Source organism: Pontibacter locisalis, from assembly GCF_042684605.1.
Classification (GTDB): domain Bacteria; phylum Bacteroidota; class Bacteroidia; order Cytophagales; family Hymenobacteraceae; genus Pontibacter; species Pontibacter locisalis.
On record NZ_JBHULU010000021.1, the window covers coordinates 591,567 to 605,545 of the forward strand.

Annotated in this window: 12 protein-coding genes; 3 read left to right on the plus strand and 9 right to left on the minus strand. The window is 41.3% G+C overall.

Going from position 1 to position 13,979, the window contains the following annotated elements; all coding sequences use genetic code 11:
* Positions 1-210: 210 nt before the first annotated feature.
* A complete protein-coding gene (locus ACFSRY_RS16520; RefSeq protein ID WP_377510288.1) occupies positions 211-915 on the minus strand; it encodes a hypothetical protein in 705 nt (234 codons plus the stop codon).
* A 143-nt stretch (positions 916-1,058) separates the two neighbouring features.
* Here ACFSRY_RS16520 and ACFSRY_RS16525 point away from each other — a divergent pair, with 143 nt between their 5' ends.
* Positions 1,059-1,760 carry a hypothetical protein gene (locus tag ACFSRY_RS16525; RefSeq protein WP_377510291.1) on the plus strand — a complete coding sequence of 234 codons (702 nt, stop codon included), beginning with the start codon at positions 1,059-1,061 and terminating at the stop codon, positions 1,758-1,760.
* A gap of 65 nt (positions 1,761-1,825) precedes the next feature.
* A complete protein-coding gene (locus tag ACFSRY_RS16530; RefSeq protein WP_377510294.1) occupies positions 1,826-2,386 on the plus strand; it encodes a hypothetical protein in 561 nt (186 codons plus the stop codon).
* A gap of 309 nt (positions 2,387-2,695) precedes the next feature.
* Here ACFSRY_RS16530 and ACFSRY_RS16535 read toward each other — a convergent pair whose 3' ends face one another.
* From ACFSRY_RS16535 to ACFSRY_RS16570, 8 genes are all read right to left on the minus strand, one after another.
* The gene (locus tag ACFSRY_RS16535) at positions 2,696-3,544 is read right to left on the minus strand and encodes a hypothetical protein (protein ID WP_377510297.1); all 849 of its coding nucleotides are present in this window, start codon (positions 3,542-3,544) and stop codon (positions 2,696-2,698) included.
* A gap of 103 nt (positions 3,545-3,647) precedes the next feature.
* On the minus strand, positions 3,648-4,517 hold the full coding sequence (gene dapA / locus ACFSRY_RS16540) for a 4-hydroxy-tetrahydrodipicolinate synthase (RefSeq protein WP_377510300.1): 870 nt from the start codon (positions 4,515-4,517) through the stop codon (positions 3,648-3,650).
* A 76-nt stretch (positions 4,518-4,593) separates the two neighbouring features.
* Positions 4,594-5,340: a LytR/AlgR family response regulator transcription factor gene (locus ACFSRY_RS16545; protein WP_377510304.1), complete on the minus strand. Its 747-nt coding sequence runs from the start codon at positions 5,338-5,340 to the stop codon at positions 4,594-4,596.
* Positions 5,337-6,398: a sensor histidine kinase gene (locus ACFSRY_RS16550; RefSeq protein WP_377510307.1), complete on the minus strand. Its 1,062-nt coding sequence runs from the start codon at positions 6,396-6,398 to the stop codon at positions 5,337-5,339. The genes ACFSRY_RS16545 and ACFSRY_RS16550 overlap by 4 nt, the downstream gene beginning before the upstream one ends.
* Before the next feature lie 552 nt (positions 6,399-6,950).
* Positions 6,951-8,960 (minus strand): NAD-dependent DNA ligase LigA, encoded by a 2,010-nt coding sequence (gene ligA, locus ACFSRY_RS16555; protein WP_377510310.1) that lies wholly within the window; start codon positions 8,958-8,960, stop codon positions 6,951-6,953.
* Between the two features lie 152 nt (positions 8,961-9,112).
* Positions 9,113-9,616 (minus strand): DUF4920 domain-containing protein, encoded by a 504-nt coding sequence (locus ACFSRY_RS16560; RefSeq protein ID WP_377510313.1) that lies wholly within the window; start codon positions 9,614-9,616, stop codon positions 9,113-9,115.
* Between the two features lie 508 nt (positions 9,617-10,124).
* Positions 10,125-12,440, minus strand: coding sequence for a patatin-like phospholipase family protein (locus ACFSRY_RS16565; protein WP_377510316.1), 2,316 nt, complete (start codon positions 12,438-12,440; stop codon positions 10,125-10,127).
* A 41-nt stretch (positions 12,441-12,481) separates the two neighbouring features.
* A complete protein-coding gene (locus ACFSRY_RS16570; RefSeq protein ID WP_377510319.1) occupies positions 12,482-13,060 on the minus strand; it encodes a hypothetical protein in 579 nt (192 codons plus the stop codon).
* 275 nt (positions 13,061-13,335) lie between these two features.
* Here ACFSRY_RS16570 and ACFSRY_RS16575 point away from each other — a divergent pair, with 275 nt between their 5' ends.
* A complete protein-coding gene (locus ACFSRY_RS16575) occupies positions 13,336-13,962 on the plus strand; it encodes a cytochrome c oxidase subunit 3 (protein ID WP_377510322.1) in 627 nt (208 codons plus the stop codon).
* The last annotated feature ends 17 nt before the right edge of the window (positions 13,963-13,979 follow it).

Here is a 13,979-nt window from a genome sequence, read left to right on the forward strand (position 1 = left end):
ACCTTTCTTTATTTGCTCTTCATCCACTTTCTCCTGCTTTTGTGCAGTGGGGTGAATGTTAGGTACTTTATTCCCTTTATTCAGCGTTTTATTTTCGTTTTCATTTTTCAACTTATCTATATTCTTATCCTTATTTTCCATTTTTATAAATTTTAGTTTAATGATCAGAGGCTATTGCTTCTGTGTGTAATTAATTTTATGGTTCTACTATTAATAGTATCTGTTTCTTTGATCATGGTCAGAGGGGTTACGGGTGGCGTTTTCCCTGTATTGGTCCTGCTCAGGATGTCTGCTTGTATAATTGCCATGATAACTACGCCTTTGGCCGCTTTGAGGGTCATAGTGGCTGTTCCAGTCCGGATCATAAGTGCTGGTACCGTCATATCCATAGCTTAAGGAACCAGCCATATTCCCATAGTTTTCTCCTTCGCCGTGGTGATAGCGGTCCGGACCATAGTCAGCATTAAAATTATCGGCTCCCCAAGGATCTCTGTCCTCTATTCGGTTACGTACGCTCCGATGTTCTTGAGAACCACCTGAATTTGTGTTATAACCACCGCTGGTTGGTCTGTACTGCTCATCCCAATCCGCATTGTTACTGCTGCGGTAGCGGTTGTTCTGATTACGGTAGCGGCTGTCTAAGTTGTAGTTGTCGTGGTCGTAACCTCTGTCGTGTCGCTGTGACGAATTGTAGCTTCGGTTATAGTCCCTGTTGTAGTCTTGTTCACGGTTGCGGTTTCTATCCGTGCTGCCATACCCATCCCATGTTGTTTGGTTATGATGGTCGCTTGAATTATCAAAACGGTAAGCGCCTCTGTACATATCTTCATCTACCTGCCTGTCCTGGTCAGGGTAAGATCTCTCTACGCTTGGGTTATTTCTATTATTCCGGTTATTCCAGTCGTTTCTTTCCATAGTGTTTTTGTGGTTTTAGTTATACTTTTTAACGCATGATCACGCTTGGGGTTTACCTGTTTGTTCTATCATTGCCTTAACCTATTGCTATCTGCATACCGTAATAAGTAGTAAACCAAACAGTACTTAAACATTTACAAGCTATGAAAAACGACAGAAGTGAAAATTACAGAGACCGGGATAACTATAGAGAAGACAGAGACGCACGATGGCTTCATGGCCATCATCAAGGTCAAAACTCTGATCGTGGCAACTATACGATAGATACGCATTTTAATCGCGGATACGGAGACAACGACTATAGCCAGTATGGTGACTCTGCCAGCTTTAACAGCAATGCAGATCAACGTCAGATGTACCCGCAGGGGCGTTTCCAAGCTGGAGGTGCACATTACAGTGGAGAGGACTATACGAATAGTAATCGGAATGCTGATAATCCTTATGGAATGTCTTACTTCAATGATGATGAATTTAACTCTGGGCGCCATTATGATCCCCGTGCAGATTACAGCGACAGAGACTATGATGACCTGAGAAGAAAAGGAGAGCCTAATTACAGGTACAGAATGGCTGATGAACGTTTTGGTCATGATGTAAGGCGAGGTGGTAACGATGAGTACCGGAGTAGAGGTTCACGAGGTGACTTCGAGTCCTACCGACGATATGAGCAGGGAAATCCAAATTATGACAATGACTATACTACAGGCTTTGCCGGGCGTAACTATGTACGGGGAGAAAAACATTATGGTGAAGGCCAGACCTATAGCAATTTAGATCATTGGGAAGACCGTGGTAATGAGCAGCAGTATGAGCGTTATATGCGGGAGCGTGACAGACACATGTAAGGAGTAAATTGTGAAACTAATTGTGTCTGCCGTGTCTGGGCGACACAAAACTAAAAATTAAACCAATGAGAAACGATAGAGGAACAAATTACGGTAGCTATAGCCGCCGGTATAATATGGAAGGTGAGCATAATAGCGGACCATTCCAGGGAAGACGGCATGCCTACCTAGGAGACACAAGGCATGAACCAGGTGAAGATTACAGAATCCAGAAAAGCCGTGAGTATGGTAGAAGAGGTGGTCGTGTAGGGATGGATGATTTGCGCTATGAGCAGATGTACGAAATCAGTAATTACACGGACCAGCCACGACATGAGGATTATGGCTTGCCTAGATCGGCGGAAAATGACCTGACAGACGTAGGGTATTTCCCATATGCCCAAGAAGGGCCTTATGCAGGACGGGAGCGCCATTATCGTTATAATATGGGATACAATCCAAACTACGATAATCCAGAAGAAGGTGATCGCTACAGAGCCTTTGATAGCCGGGGAAACCACGGATACCGTCATGATGCTTCCTATGGAAATGAAGACAGGTTCATTGACTTTGGCAATGACCGGTATGGCATCAGCGACAGGATTGGAAATCGGTACTACGGTCACTTTGGAGGATTAAACCGGTAGAGCCAATTAAAACTGACAGATGCTAATCATCGTAAAAGCATCACTAGTACATTAGTATTAAATTTCCATCTGATAAAAGGTCACAGTATTTGCTGTGGCCTTTTTTTTCTTACCTGGAAAAGTCGTCCAATAAAAAGTCAGTTATATAAAGGCGCCTTTACATGTTGTGTTCAAGTAAGCTACAACATGCAGAGCTTGAAAAAAGGGCGATATGCTCAAAACTGGATCAGAAATATTGTTAGACAACAAAGGTTCTTATTAAAGCTTAGCAATCAAATACTTCTGCTGCGCTTTATCTATAGAAAGAAATTAACTTCCGCTGGTTTCGAAAACAGCAACCTTCTTGTATAGTTTTCCTGCTTCAGCCTCTGAAGAGAGGAAAAGCGCAACACGCGAAATATTATAGTGATTAGACAAATCGAGTAAAAGATCTGGAATGCCGTCACGATCTAGATCGCCGGCCCAGAGTAAGACGTAGATAGAGTCTTCAAAAAAATCATCTTCTGCCAGCGTCTGCTCAATTCTTTGTCCTTTTTTGTTACCGCTCACTTTCCAGCCATAGCTCTGATAGGCATATTCCTTGGAAGGAAGCTTTACGCTGTCACCAAAAGCCTGTATAGTATATTCTTTCTTGTTTAAAGTGTAGCTTAATGATTTGTTTACAGGCAGAACAACTTTATTAAAGGAAGCAGTATCAACTATCCCTTCTTTGATACCACTTAATCCGCTTATAAAAAACAGAGTATTAGGAGTTTCACCAACAATCTCTCTACCCGATATTACTTTTTTGCCTTTTTCTGAATGGGTGGCGTCCGCTACTGGATCAAAAGTTGGAATAACCTGAAATGAAGTTGGTTTCAAAATGTACTTCTTGTTTTCATAGAACAGCCCAAACCATTTATTCTTTTCAGCACCCTTCCAGACTTCTCTCTTGTGAAAGGTTCCCTCAAGGAGAAGTTTTATGGGAGTATCTGGCTCTTGAGCAAGACCAGTAGTGTCGACCAGGTAGGTGATGTAGGTGGAGTCTTCATGCGGCTCAGTACCTGCCTTTGCATTTTCAGTTACAGAATGATCAGTGGGAGGTGTAACATTGGGGTTCTCCGGTGCATGTTTGCAACTTAAGAAAGGGAGTAAAGCTAACAATAGCAGTTTACGCATAAGGGTATTCGAAAGAAGTACCTGAAATAGTAATTTAGTCTTATTACAACTTTTAAAGATTAGGCCAGCATACGCTGGCCTAAAGTCATGATCTTGTAATCAACTACAGTAGTTTGTACAAACGGTCTCTTAGTCCTGCAGACGCTTCTATGAGAGGCAGCCTTACAAAGGTTGAGCAAACGCCAAAGCGCTCCAATACCGCTTTTACACCAACAGGATTCCCTTCTTCATACATGAGTGGGTTGATGTCTACAAAGCCATTCAGAAGTTCTGTAGCTTCTTTGAATTTATAATCCAGGGAAAGCTGGATCATTTTGCTAAACTTCTCCGGGAAAGCATTTGCCAATACAGAAATAACTCCTTCGGCACCAAAGGCTGTCATCGGCACTGTAAGCAAATCATCGCCGCTTATCAGCATAAATTCTTGTGGTTTATGCTTTGCAATCTGCATGCATTGCTCCAGGTTACCAGATGCCTCTTTTATGCCAATGATGTTGTCGTGCAGAGCCAGTTTCAGTGTAGTCTCTGCAGTAACATTGCTGCCAGTGCGGCCCGGAACATTGTAAAGTATAACAGGCACTGGAGAAATATCAGCAATCTGCATGTAATGCTGGTAAATGCCTTGCTGTGATGGCTTATTGTAATACGGGCTTACAGAGAGTATGGCATCTACACCTTCGAAGTTAACTTCTGCAAAGGTGTCCAGAACGTGCTGAGTGCTATTGCCACCTAGACCATAAACTAACGGTACCCGTCCGTTTACATGGTTCTTTACAAATTTTAAGATCTCGGCCTTTTCTGCTGTGGTTGTAGTTGCAGACTCAGCTGTGGTGCCGTTAATGACTACATAGTTAACCCCACCATCCAGAACAAAATCAAGCAGCTTTGCAAAAGCCGGGTAATCTATGGACAGGTCTGCGGCGAAAGGTGTTACCAGAGCCACACCTGTTCCTCTAAGTTTCTCTCTTATCATGATTCAGAATTACGAAATACGAAGTTCTGATTATGTATTGGATTCTGCAAGCCTACAAGTACATTCGTAGAAGACATTATTGGATATTATTCTCTTCCACCCATTTCAGGAACTGCTCCTTATATACTTCCCCAATTGGAATTTCTTTATTACCTATCCGAATCCGGCTCTTTTCAATGCTGTCTATCTTCTGCAACGAAACAATAAATGACCTGTGTACACGCAGAAACTTTGTATCCGGAAGCTTCTCCATCATCTTGTTCATAGAAAGCAGCGTGATAATCTTTTGATCTTTCGTTTGAATAATGATGTAGTCTTTTAAACCCTCAATCCAAAGGATGTCCCTGAAGTCGACACGAATGGTTTTATAATCGGCTTTCACAAACATAAAATCCTGCTCATGGTGGGGAGGCTGATGAAGCGGAGCAGCATGTGTTGTGGAACTTTCATTTTGTTTACCATTACGCTGCAGCCGCTCCTGTGCTTTAGTTACGGCTTTTAGGAAACGGTCGAATGGAATGGGTTTCAGTAGGTAGTCTACTGCATCCTGATTAAATCCCTCCAGGGCATAATCGGGGTAGGCAGTTGTGAAAATTATAAGCGGTTGGTGCTTTAAAATGTTCAGGAACTGAATTCCCGTTAACTCAGGCATCTCAATGTCCAGAAACATAAGATCGATCTGCTCTTCCTGTAGTACCTGCATTGCTTCCGTTGCACTGGAGCAGGTTTTTACCAGCTCCAGATAAGGAAGCTTACTAACATAGCTTTCGATTATATCGAGGGCCAGTGGTTCATCATCTACGGCAATGCAGCGGATAGTCATAGTTTTATGTTTTTTGGTTGGAAGTCAATTCTTAATGTAGCGTAAAATGTACCGTCTTTTTCTTCGAAAGATAAGGTGTGGCGGTTGTTATAAAGTAAGTTAAGGCGACGCTTCAGGTTTTCCAGGCCTATACCACCAAACTCCTTTTTTTTATGGTTACTGGTATTATTTATGGTACTAAAAAGCAATGAATTATTTTCCACAACGAGATCCAGGATAATGCCGACCTCATTCTTGCTAACCAATCCATGCTTGAAGGCGTTTTCGACGAGTGTCATTAGCAGCATAGGGGCAATTTGCTTACCCTCCAAGTTACCTTGAATATTAAATTTTATACTCGTCTGCTCCCGAAGGCGCAGTTTTTGAAGGTCAATGAAGTTTTTAATGTGGTCCACTTCTTTCTCAAGGCTTACTAAAGTGTCGTTACTTTCGTACAGCATGTAACGCATCAGCAAAGACAGTTTCATGATAGCGTCCGGTGTATCAGGAGATTGCTTGTAAGCCAGGGAATAAATATTATTCAGCGTGTTGAAAAGGAAGTGAGGATTAACCTGTGACTTGAGGTAAGCTAACTCGGTACTTAGTTTTTGGTTTTCTAATTCTTTGTTTAAGCGCTCGTTACGGATGTAATTACCCGTTACTTTTAAAGCTGAGCTTATAAATACTGTCACTAGCCCACTTACCATGTACTGTATAAACCGCTCTGAACTATACAGAGTAGTCATGCCGGGGTTATACTGTGGGAATATGTAATAATCAATTGGAGCCTGAATAACTGCCATAGCCAGTAACGTGACCAGTACAGCTGTGATATACAGGAAGATCTTATTCTTGGCCAGGTACCTAGAGATCAGGAAATACCAGTTAAAGTAAAACAGCCCAACGTGGAATAGGAGCCCCACAACAACATCCAGACCTTTGCCAAAAGTCAGGGTACGCGTGGAGTAAACCAAGTAAAAAATCCATGTTCCAAAAATAAGCCATCCGACCACATGCATGGCAACGGTATAGCGCTTCTTTAGAGGTACCACGGGTAGGGTTATAGTAACTTTATTCACAGAGTGTTATTAACACAGGAGACGAAATCTTACGGATCACGTTTTGAATCCAAAATGAGTCTCCTCTTTTATAGTTTAAAGATAATTAAACTCCTGCATATTATTACTTATCTGCTGCCCTGTATATACCAATGACTATAAAGAACCGATTAAAGGTATTTTTTAGAAGATTAAATCACTTTCCGTCAGTTTACCTACTTTCACACTTAATTTAAAACACTTGCTGATTTATTGTAAAGCTTTAACCTATAAAGTAACATGATAGACTTAAATCATAGGGTAGGTTTGAATTCTTAATAAAGAAGGTGCTGAATACCTTGGGCTGCTCTTTTTGTAGTATTTACTTAAATCTTTTTCCTTTTAGTCCAGGCAAGTTTACTTTAACAAATCCTTCTTCTTTGAAGAACACATAAACTCGGGGTTGGCTCGCATTGTTTTCAGCAGCTTCATAGAACTAGGCAGTTAAGGCAACTTCCTAGTTGGTTATTCTTTTGGATAAAGAAGGGCAGCAGAATTAACTACCACCCCCTTTCTTTGATTCGAAATTTAAGTTCAGCGAATCATTTCCAGAAACTGATCTTCTGAAAGTATAGCAATCCCCAATTTTGTAGCTTTCTCTAGTTTTGCTGGCCCCATTTTGTCACCGGCAACAAGGTAAGATAGTTTTGCCGAGATAGATGAAACAACCTTACCACCATGGCTTTGAATCAGTTGTTGCAATTCATCTCTACTAACACTTTGGAAAACGCCTGAGATAACAAAGGTCTTATTCTCTAACTTATCGCTTTCCATTTCAGTAGCCTTGGATTCGGCCTTTAACTGAAGTCCAGCTTGCTTCAATCGTTCAACTAACATTTCATGCTCCGGATTAGTAAAGTATTCTTTGATAGAGTTAGCAATACGGTCACCTATTTCGTTAACTGCAATCAACTCTTCATAAGTGGCTCCTTTAAGCGCCTCTATATCCGGAAAATGCTCCACAAGCTTTTTAGCCACCGTGCTGCCAACAAAGCGAATTCCCAGTCCAAATAAAACCCTGTCAAACGAAATCTCTTTTGATTTTTGAAGACCTTCCAGGATGTTATTAACAGTCTTTTCACCCATTCTATCTAAGCCTATAAGCTGGTCAAACTGGAGGTCGTAAAGATCTGCTGGATCCTTTACCAAATTTGCAGCGTAAAGCTGCTCAATCGTTTTGGGACCAATGCTATCAATGTAAAGGGCCTTTCTGGATATAAAATGTTCCAGTTTAGCCATAATCTGAGGAGGACATCCTTTTTCGTTGGGGCAATAATGGTTTGCCTCGCCCTCGACACGCACCAAAGGGGTTCCGCAGGCAGGGCAGTTCTCCGGGTAGTGAATTGATTCACTATCTGCTGGGCGCTTGCTGAAGTCAACCTCAGTTATTTTTGGAATGATTTCTCCTCCCTTTTCTACAAATACAGTATCTCCAATTCGTAGATCCAGCCGCTGTATCTCATTTGCATTATGCACAGAGGCACGTTTCACTACAGTGCCAGCCAATTGTACAGGCTCCAGTAGAGCCACGGGAGTTACTGCCCCTGTTCGTCCTACCTGGTACTGGATACCCAAAAGCTTTGTGGCTGCACTCATAGCGGCATACTTATAGGCAATTGCCCAACGCGGACTCTTTGAGGTAAAGCCAAGCTCTTCCTGCAATGCATAGCTGTTTACCTTTACTACAACACCATCTGTAGCAATAGGCAGTTTTAGCCGCTTGTCTTCCCATTCATTAATGTAGGCTAACACTTCCTCTATAGAGCCGCACTTACGCCAGGTATCAGAAACTTTAAAACCCCATTTCTGTATGGCCTGCAGGCTTTCGGAATGTGTGTCGAATGGATTCGGTGAACTGTAAAAGCCATAGGAGAAGCAACCAAGCTTCCGACTTGCAACGATGGAGGAGTCTTGTTGCTTTAAGGTGCCCGAAGCTGCATTTCGCGGGTTAGCCAAGAGTTGTTCACCACTTTCTTCCCGTTCAGTATTCAAATGCTCAAAAACCTGAAGGGGCATAAAAACTTCTCCTCTTACCTCAAACAAATTAGGAAATCCCTCTCCATGTACCTGTAAAGGAATATCCCGGATAGTCTGAACGTTGGCTGTTATGTCATCGCCACGGGTACCGTCTCCGCGTGTAGCACCCTGAACAAATTGCCCATTTTCATACGTGAGGCTTATGGCCACTCCATCAAACTTTTGCTCACACACATACTCTACATCATTGCCTACAGCCTTTCGAACCCGCTTATCAAACTCACGGAGGTCTTCCTCAGAGTAGGTGTTACTCAAGGAAAGCATGGGATATTTATGATAAACCGTTTTGAAAGTTTTGGTAATGGTGCCGCCAACGCGCAGGGTAGGGGAGTTAGGCTGGCGTAAGTCGGGATGATGCTCTTCTAAATTCTGAAGTCGTTTTAGCATCTGATCAAACTCAAAATCAGATACCTCTGAAATACTGTTCTGGTAATATTGGAAATTTAAATGATTTATACGTTGTGTCAGCTCTTTGATTTCCAGAGCAGGGTCTTTCTCTATGGCCATTCTTATACAATTATACTTCCGTAAAAATAGGAAAGAGAATCAAGAAATACCCGTGGAATTTCCAGCTAACCGTTCATAGAAGAAATGGGGAATGCTTTAAACAAGAAGAGGCTTCTGATGGGAAGCCTCTTCTTGTTTAATTGTTATGAATCTTATTTCAAGATAACTCCATCTGCTACGAACCGAAGCTCTTCCTTAGGAGCAGTGATGGCGGCAATCTCATTTTCTGGTTTGCCAGCATCTTTGGCATAATGGCGTTGATCTTCTACAGATATCACCTCCCGTTTCGCTGTACCTTTAAAAATGATTTTTCGGCCTTTTAAATCTTCAACGGGCAGAAAGAAACCATAGTCACGGAAAGTAACTTTCATAGTACTTTTATCTGCAAGCTTCACATCCATCCAACATCCTTTAGACTGACAACTTTCGACTATCTCAGCTGAGACAACCGCTTCTACGGAATCTTTTCCCTGAGCTAACTCCTGTAGGGCAGAGGTATTTATAACATTCTCTTCAGTAAAAGCTGCTCCAAAGGTTTGTTTTTCGGCAGAAGTTGTTTCGTTTTTAATACCGGAGGCGCTTTGTGTAACTTTATCTGTCTGGTTACACGAAAAAAGCAGGCTAGCCGCTAAGCATGTGAGAAGTAGTTTGTTCATGGTTCTGGTGGTGTAATTACAATGTAAATGTAACTATTGCCAAACTAATTTTGATGTTATGAAGGTAAATTTTATCAGTTAAAAGATAATTATTACCCTAGCATTCAAAGATATGTTTTAAAGAGGTAAACATATAGCATGAAATTAAAATAAATTAATGTTTAAGTTTAATGGATAGTATTTAAAAAATTGAAAATAAGTTACATATGTTTTTTGTTATAGATTTTTTTGAAACTTTAAATTAAATTCGATCAAATTGTATCAATTAAAATACTCTCCCTTAGCTAACCATAGTTTTTGCACATATAGTAACAGCTGCTTTCATAATTTAAAAAACACATTTATCTTTTTACACATATTTTACACGCGCTCCTTTAACTTTATCCTTTAATTTTAACTTAGCTCTATTTAAAAGATATAAAAATAGTGCTTGATATTTAAAGTGTTGTTAATCAGTGTTAATGGTTTAATAAGTGAAGTGTAAGTTTAAGCTTATGATTGCTTTGGTTTAATCCAATGCTCGATCCTGGTAGAGGATATAGCCTATATGGAAAAGTAATCCCCAGCGTTTAGCCGTATCATCGTAATAGTTAATGCTTACAGCAACAGGGCCTAACAGGCTGTGATAAACCAGACTTGTACTGCCAATAAAGGATGTGCCTCTGAGGGCTTTCCCATAGTATGCCTGCTGTTCTTTATTTTGAAGCAATGGCTTGTATGGCTGGAACAAGTATCCTTCTGTTCTGGCCTCCATTCGTTCTCTAAGCATGTAAATGTACTTAACTCCTGCAGCCAGATATTGATGTCCCCTGAAGCTATCGAGAAACAGTGTCTTACTATCTGGTAGAGGAGTGAAAGCAGCAGCAGCAGTAAGAGTTGATCTGTAGTTAAAAAAGAAAGGCTGAGTTGACGCCAAGCCTTCTACTAAGTAACCAAACCTATGTTTTCCTTCACCGACAAAGCTCTCGAAGGTAACTTTGAGTCTGAACCAATCGTGGTCATTTTGCATCTTTACTCCGATGGCACTGGTGGAGCCAGGATTCAATTCCTCTGTGCCATTTATATAGCTTAAAGTAGAAGTTATCAATCGGCCAGCCGAAGCATATTGTTTTCGGTTCAGTTGGCCTCTTTTAAAAATTAAACCAGTAGAAAAAGCATTAAATAAAGTCTTGTCCAGCGTATCTGTACTAAGTATGTCCAGCCGGTTACTGTACCTGTCAATCGTCTGAATAAAACCACCATTCAAAACCAGTTTACCTTTGTAGGTGTTTGTGAGTCCCATGCTTACCTCATAGTTCCGGTCAGACTGTTCTATAAAGGGAAGTTCATCCCGATCCAGTAAAAAGCCTTTAGTTGATAGATAGCTCCAATTGTTATAAGTGAAAGAGGGCTCAACATAAAAAGGGAAGCGAGCCGGTACATCCATGCGTACCCTAAGGCGTACTGCCTGATAGAATCTGCCGGTATTAAAGCCGGCTGAGAAGGTGTATAAGTTTTTTCTAAGAAGACTGTACTCGAAACCAGCAAAGATGTTATCAACTGGCCTGGAGGCTAATACTCCTCCAACAGAAACTTTTAGCGCGTCATCGTGCTCCATGTCCAGCACAAAGTCATAGCTACTGTTTTTAGTGTTATAAACTATAGAAGGATACAGGTTTCTGAAATTAGATGAAGAAGCTAACCTGAAGTACCCCCTCTTAATTTCCTGCATGGTGAATTCATCCCCCTCCTTTCTGAAGAACTTTCGAACATAGGTACTTTGTTTTTCTGTTAAACCTCTTATTGTAATATCTTCAAAAGAAAGACTCGTAAAATCATTTCTGAAAGATTCCCTTTTTGCATTAATTTGCTCTTGTGTTACCTGTCTTTGGATTTGCTTCCTTATCTCATCCATTTTTTCTGTAGCAGCCTGATAGCCCGCCTCATAAAGAATTTTTACACTGTTGAAGTCTAGCGAGGTCATGTTGCCTATGTCTGGTTGCAGGTAAATGTCGTGCGGACCAAGCGAAGAAGAGTCGCTGTTAGACATCATGGCGTAAAGAAGCGTCTGGGGAAGGTCAAAGTCATCTTTACCGTAGGGATATTCATTGTATATTTTTGAGGAGACGTTAACTCCTATTATAACATCGGGTGCAAATTCTTTCCTGGCTACATTTACAGGAAAGTTGTTGTACAAGCCTCCGTCATATAATAGTCGCCTCTCAATTCTAATAGGCCGGAATACTAATGGCACAGTCATGGTAGCGCGCACAGCGTCTGCGAGCTGGCCCTCTTTCAGTATCACCTGTTTTTGAGTATAAATGTCAGAGGCTAAACTACGGTATGGTACCATCAGCTTATTGAAATTATACTTTGCTTTGGCGGCAGGTTGAGCCATAAGCTGAGCATAAGCAAAATTTAAGGAAGCTCCGTTGATCAAATTCGAATTCACATGCATCTGTAAAGTAGAATCCAAAGACAGGTTGAGGTTCAGTAAAGTAGGAGTTGGGTCTGGAGCAGCAAAGTCGTAGGTGTAGTTCTCCTCCATTCGTCCCCGGGCCCAGTCCTGAAATTCTTTTGTGTTAAACAAGTACTCTATTTCTGCTGGTGAGTAACCAGCCGCATACAAGCCTCCTACCACGCCTCCCATGGATGTGCCTACTACATAATCTATCGGTATGTTGTTTTCTTCCAGTGCCTTTAGCACACCTATATGAGCAATACCCTTTGCGCCTCCTCCGCTTAGAACCAGAGCTACTTTCTGAGCTGTGGCAGGGGTATAGCAGGAAAGCAAAAGAAGCACCAACAGATTAGTGTAGAGCCGCTTGATACAGGGTGTCAGCATCAGGTGTTATCTCTTGTTATTCAATTCATTTAGCAGAAGCATTATCTCATCTGCATATCAATCCAGCGGGCATTGTTTATAGTAATTACAACACGGCCAGAGAGTACAGGAATATACTTTATAGGAATACTGGCCTCGAAGTCATCCAGCATCAGATCAAAATTTGTACTGAAGATGAAAGAATTTTTATCAGGTGTAAAGACAACAGGAATGACTGTCTGATTCGCGACTCCCTGTACAGTAACCGTAGCTTTCTTCTCCATCGACTCAGCATATAGGTTTCGGGCGTTAATCTTTTCTACGGGTGCATCAATATAAATTACCAAATCCGGGTATTTGGCTCCGAAGAAAACATCATATGCCATTGTGGGGGGTGTCGAATCGTTCGCCGGGTATAAGGTGGCAAGGTCTAAGATACACTCTAGCCTCTGAGTGGTTTTGTTATACTTAACCAGCATTTGGTCTGAAGTAAAAGTATAAGGTTTTGTTATTCCGTCCAGCGTTACGAAAGCTCTGTTGTCACCTGTATAAACCGCATTAGTTTGAGCCTTTGCGGGGGAGTAAAGCATGAGCAGCAGCAACAAAAGGGGTAGAAAGATTTCGGGTATATATCTTCTCATTTTGTATCCGGGTAAAGTATATACTTGTAACGGATTTCAGGATAGAAAGGTAATCTGAAAGTTTTTAAAGAAAGGGGATAGGCAGTCAATATATAAAATTCGACTGGTTTTGGTTTAAAAGCACTTTTATTTGATTTTAAGGCTAAATTAAAATACTCCAAATACAAAACTATACGTTGCCCTGAACGGTATAAAGTAATAGTATAATAAACCGTTTTGGCATTTCCTGGGCATCAGACAAATCTCTTACCTGGTGCAGCAGATGGAGGCAGTTCATGGATTCTGATAAAAAAAACAAAATTGATTCGAAACAGCTCTCGGCTTTTGGTAAAATCGAGAGAATGCACCCTATCAGGATGTTGCTATACCTTAGTATGATTGGTATAGGTGTCCTTTTTTTTATATTGGTTATTGCTTTTGCCCGAACGGGCGGATTTCAGAATGAAAGTTTTGAACTCCCTAAATTTTTTAGCGTGAGCACACTGCTCCTTCTCTTTAGCAGCTATACCATCAGTAAAGTGCCAGGTATCTATAAAAAAGATAAGCTAAAAAAGATGACCCGTTTTCTTGGCTTTACACTTGGCTTCGGTGTTTTATTTGTCGGGGCTCAATTGATTGGCTGGAACGAAATGACCAAAGAAGGTGTGTATTTCACAGGTAAGGCGTCAGGTACGTATTTATACCTCATTTCCGCCCTTCATATATTACACTTACTGGGCGGGCTTATCTTCTTGTCCTTTTTGTTCTTTAAAACCGCACATGTAGCCGCTGACGGCGTCAGAAGCTTGGTGTTCATACGAGATCCTTTTCGTTATCTTCAGCTAACGATGCTACGTAGCTACTGGAATTTCATGGACTTTCTGTGGCTGGGCCTGTACCTGGTTTTCCTTTTTATGGCTTAATAATTATAAATTAACGC

What these genes read in the sequence shown, in the direction of transcription:
- ligA (WP_377510310.1), bottom strand. Translation starts at nt 8,960, where the DNA reads ATGGCCATAGAGAAAGACCCTGCTCTGGAAATCAAAGAGCTGACACAA.
- ACFSRY_RS16560 (WP_377510313.1), bottom strand. Translation starts at nt 9,616, where the DNA reads ATGAACAAACTACTTCTCACATGCTTAGCGGCTAGCCTGCTTTTTTCG.
- ACFSRY_RS16525 (WP_377510291.1), top strand. Translation starts at nt 1,059, where the DNA reads ATGAAAAACGACAGAAGTGAAAATTACAGAGACCGGGATAACTATAGA.
- ACFSRY_RS16575 (WP_377510322.1), top strand. Translation starts at nt 13,336, where the DNA reads ATGGATTCTGATAAAAAAAACAAAATTGATTCGAAACAGCTCTCGGCT.
- ACFSRY_RS16530 (WP_377510294.1), top strand. Translation starts at nt 1,826, where the DNA reads ATGAGAAACGATAGAGGAACAAATTACGGTAGCTATAGCCGCCGGTAT.
- ACFSRY_RS16535 (WP_377510297.1), bottom strand. Translation starts at nt 3,544, where the DNA reads ATGCGTAAACTGCTATTGTTAGCTTTACTCCCTTTCTTAAGTTGCAAA.
- dapA (WP_377510300.1), bottom strand. Translation starts at nt 4,517, where the DNA reads ATGATAAGAGAGAAACTTAGAGGAACAGGTGTGGCTCTGGTAACACCT.
- ACFSRY_RS16570 (WP_377510319.1), bottom strand. Translation starts at nt 13,060, where the DNA reads ATGAGAAGATATATACCCGAAATCTTTCTACCCCTTTTGTTGCTGCTG.
- ACFSRY_RS16520 (WP_377510288.1), bottom strand. Translation starts at nt 915, where the DNA reads ATGGAAAGAAACGACTGGAATAACCGGAATAATAGAAATAACCCAAGC.
- ACFSRY_RS16565 (WP_377510316.1), bottom strand. Translation starts at nt 12,440, where the DNA reads ATGCTGACACCCTGTATCAAGCGGCTCTACACTAATCTGTTGGTGCTT.
- ACFSRY_RS16545 (WP_377510304.1), bottom strand. Translation starts at nt 5,340, where the DNA reads ATGACTATCCGCTGCATTGCCGTAGATGATGAACCACTGGCCCTCGAT.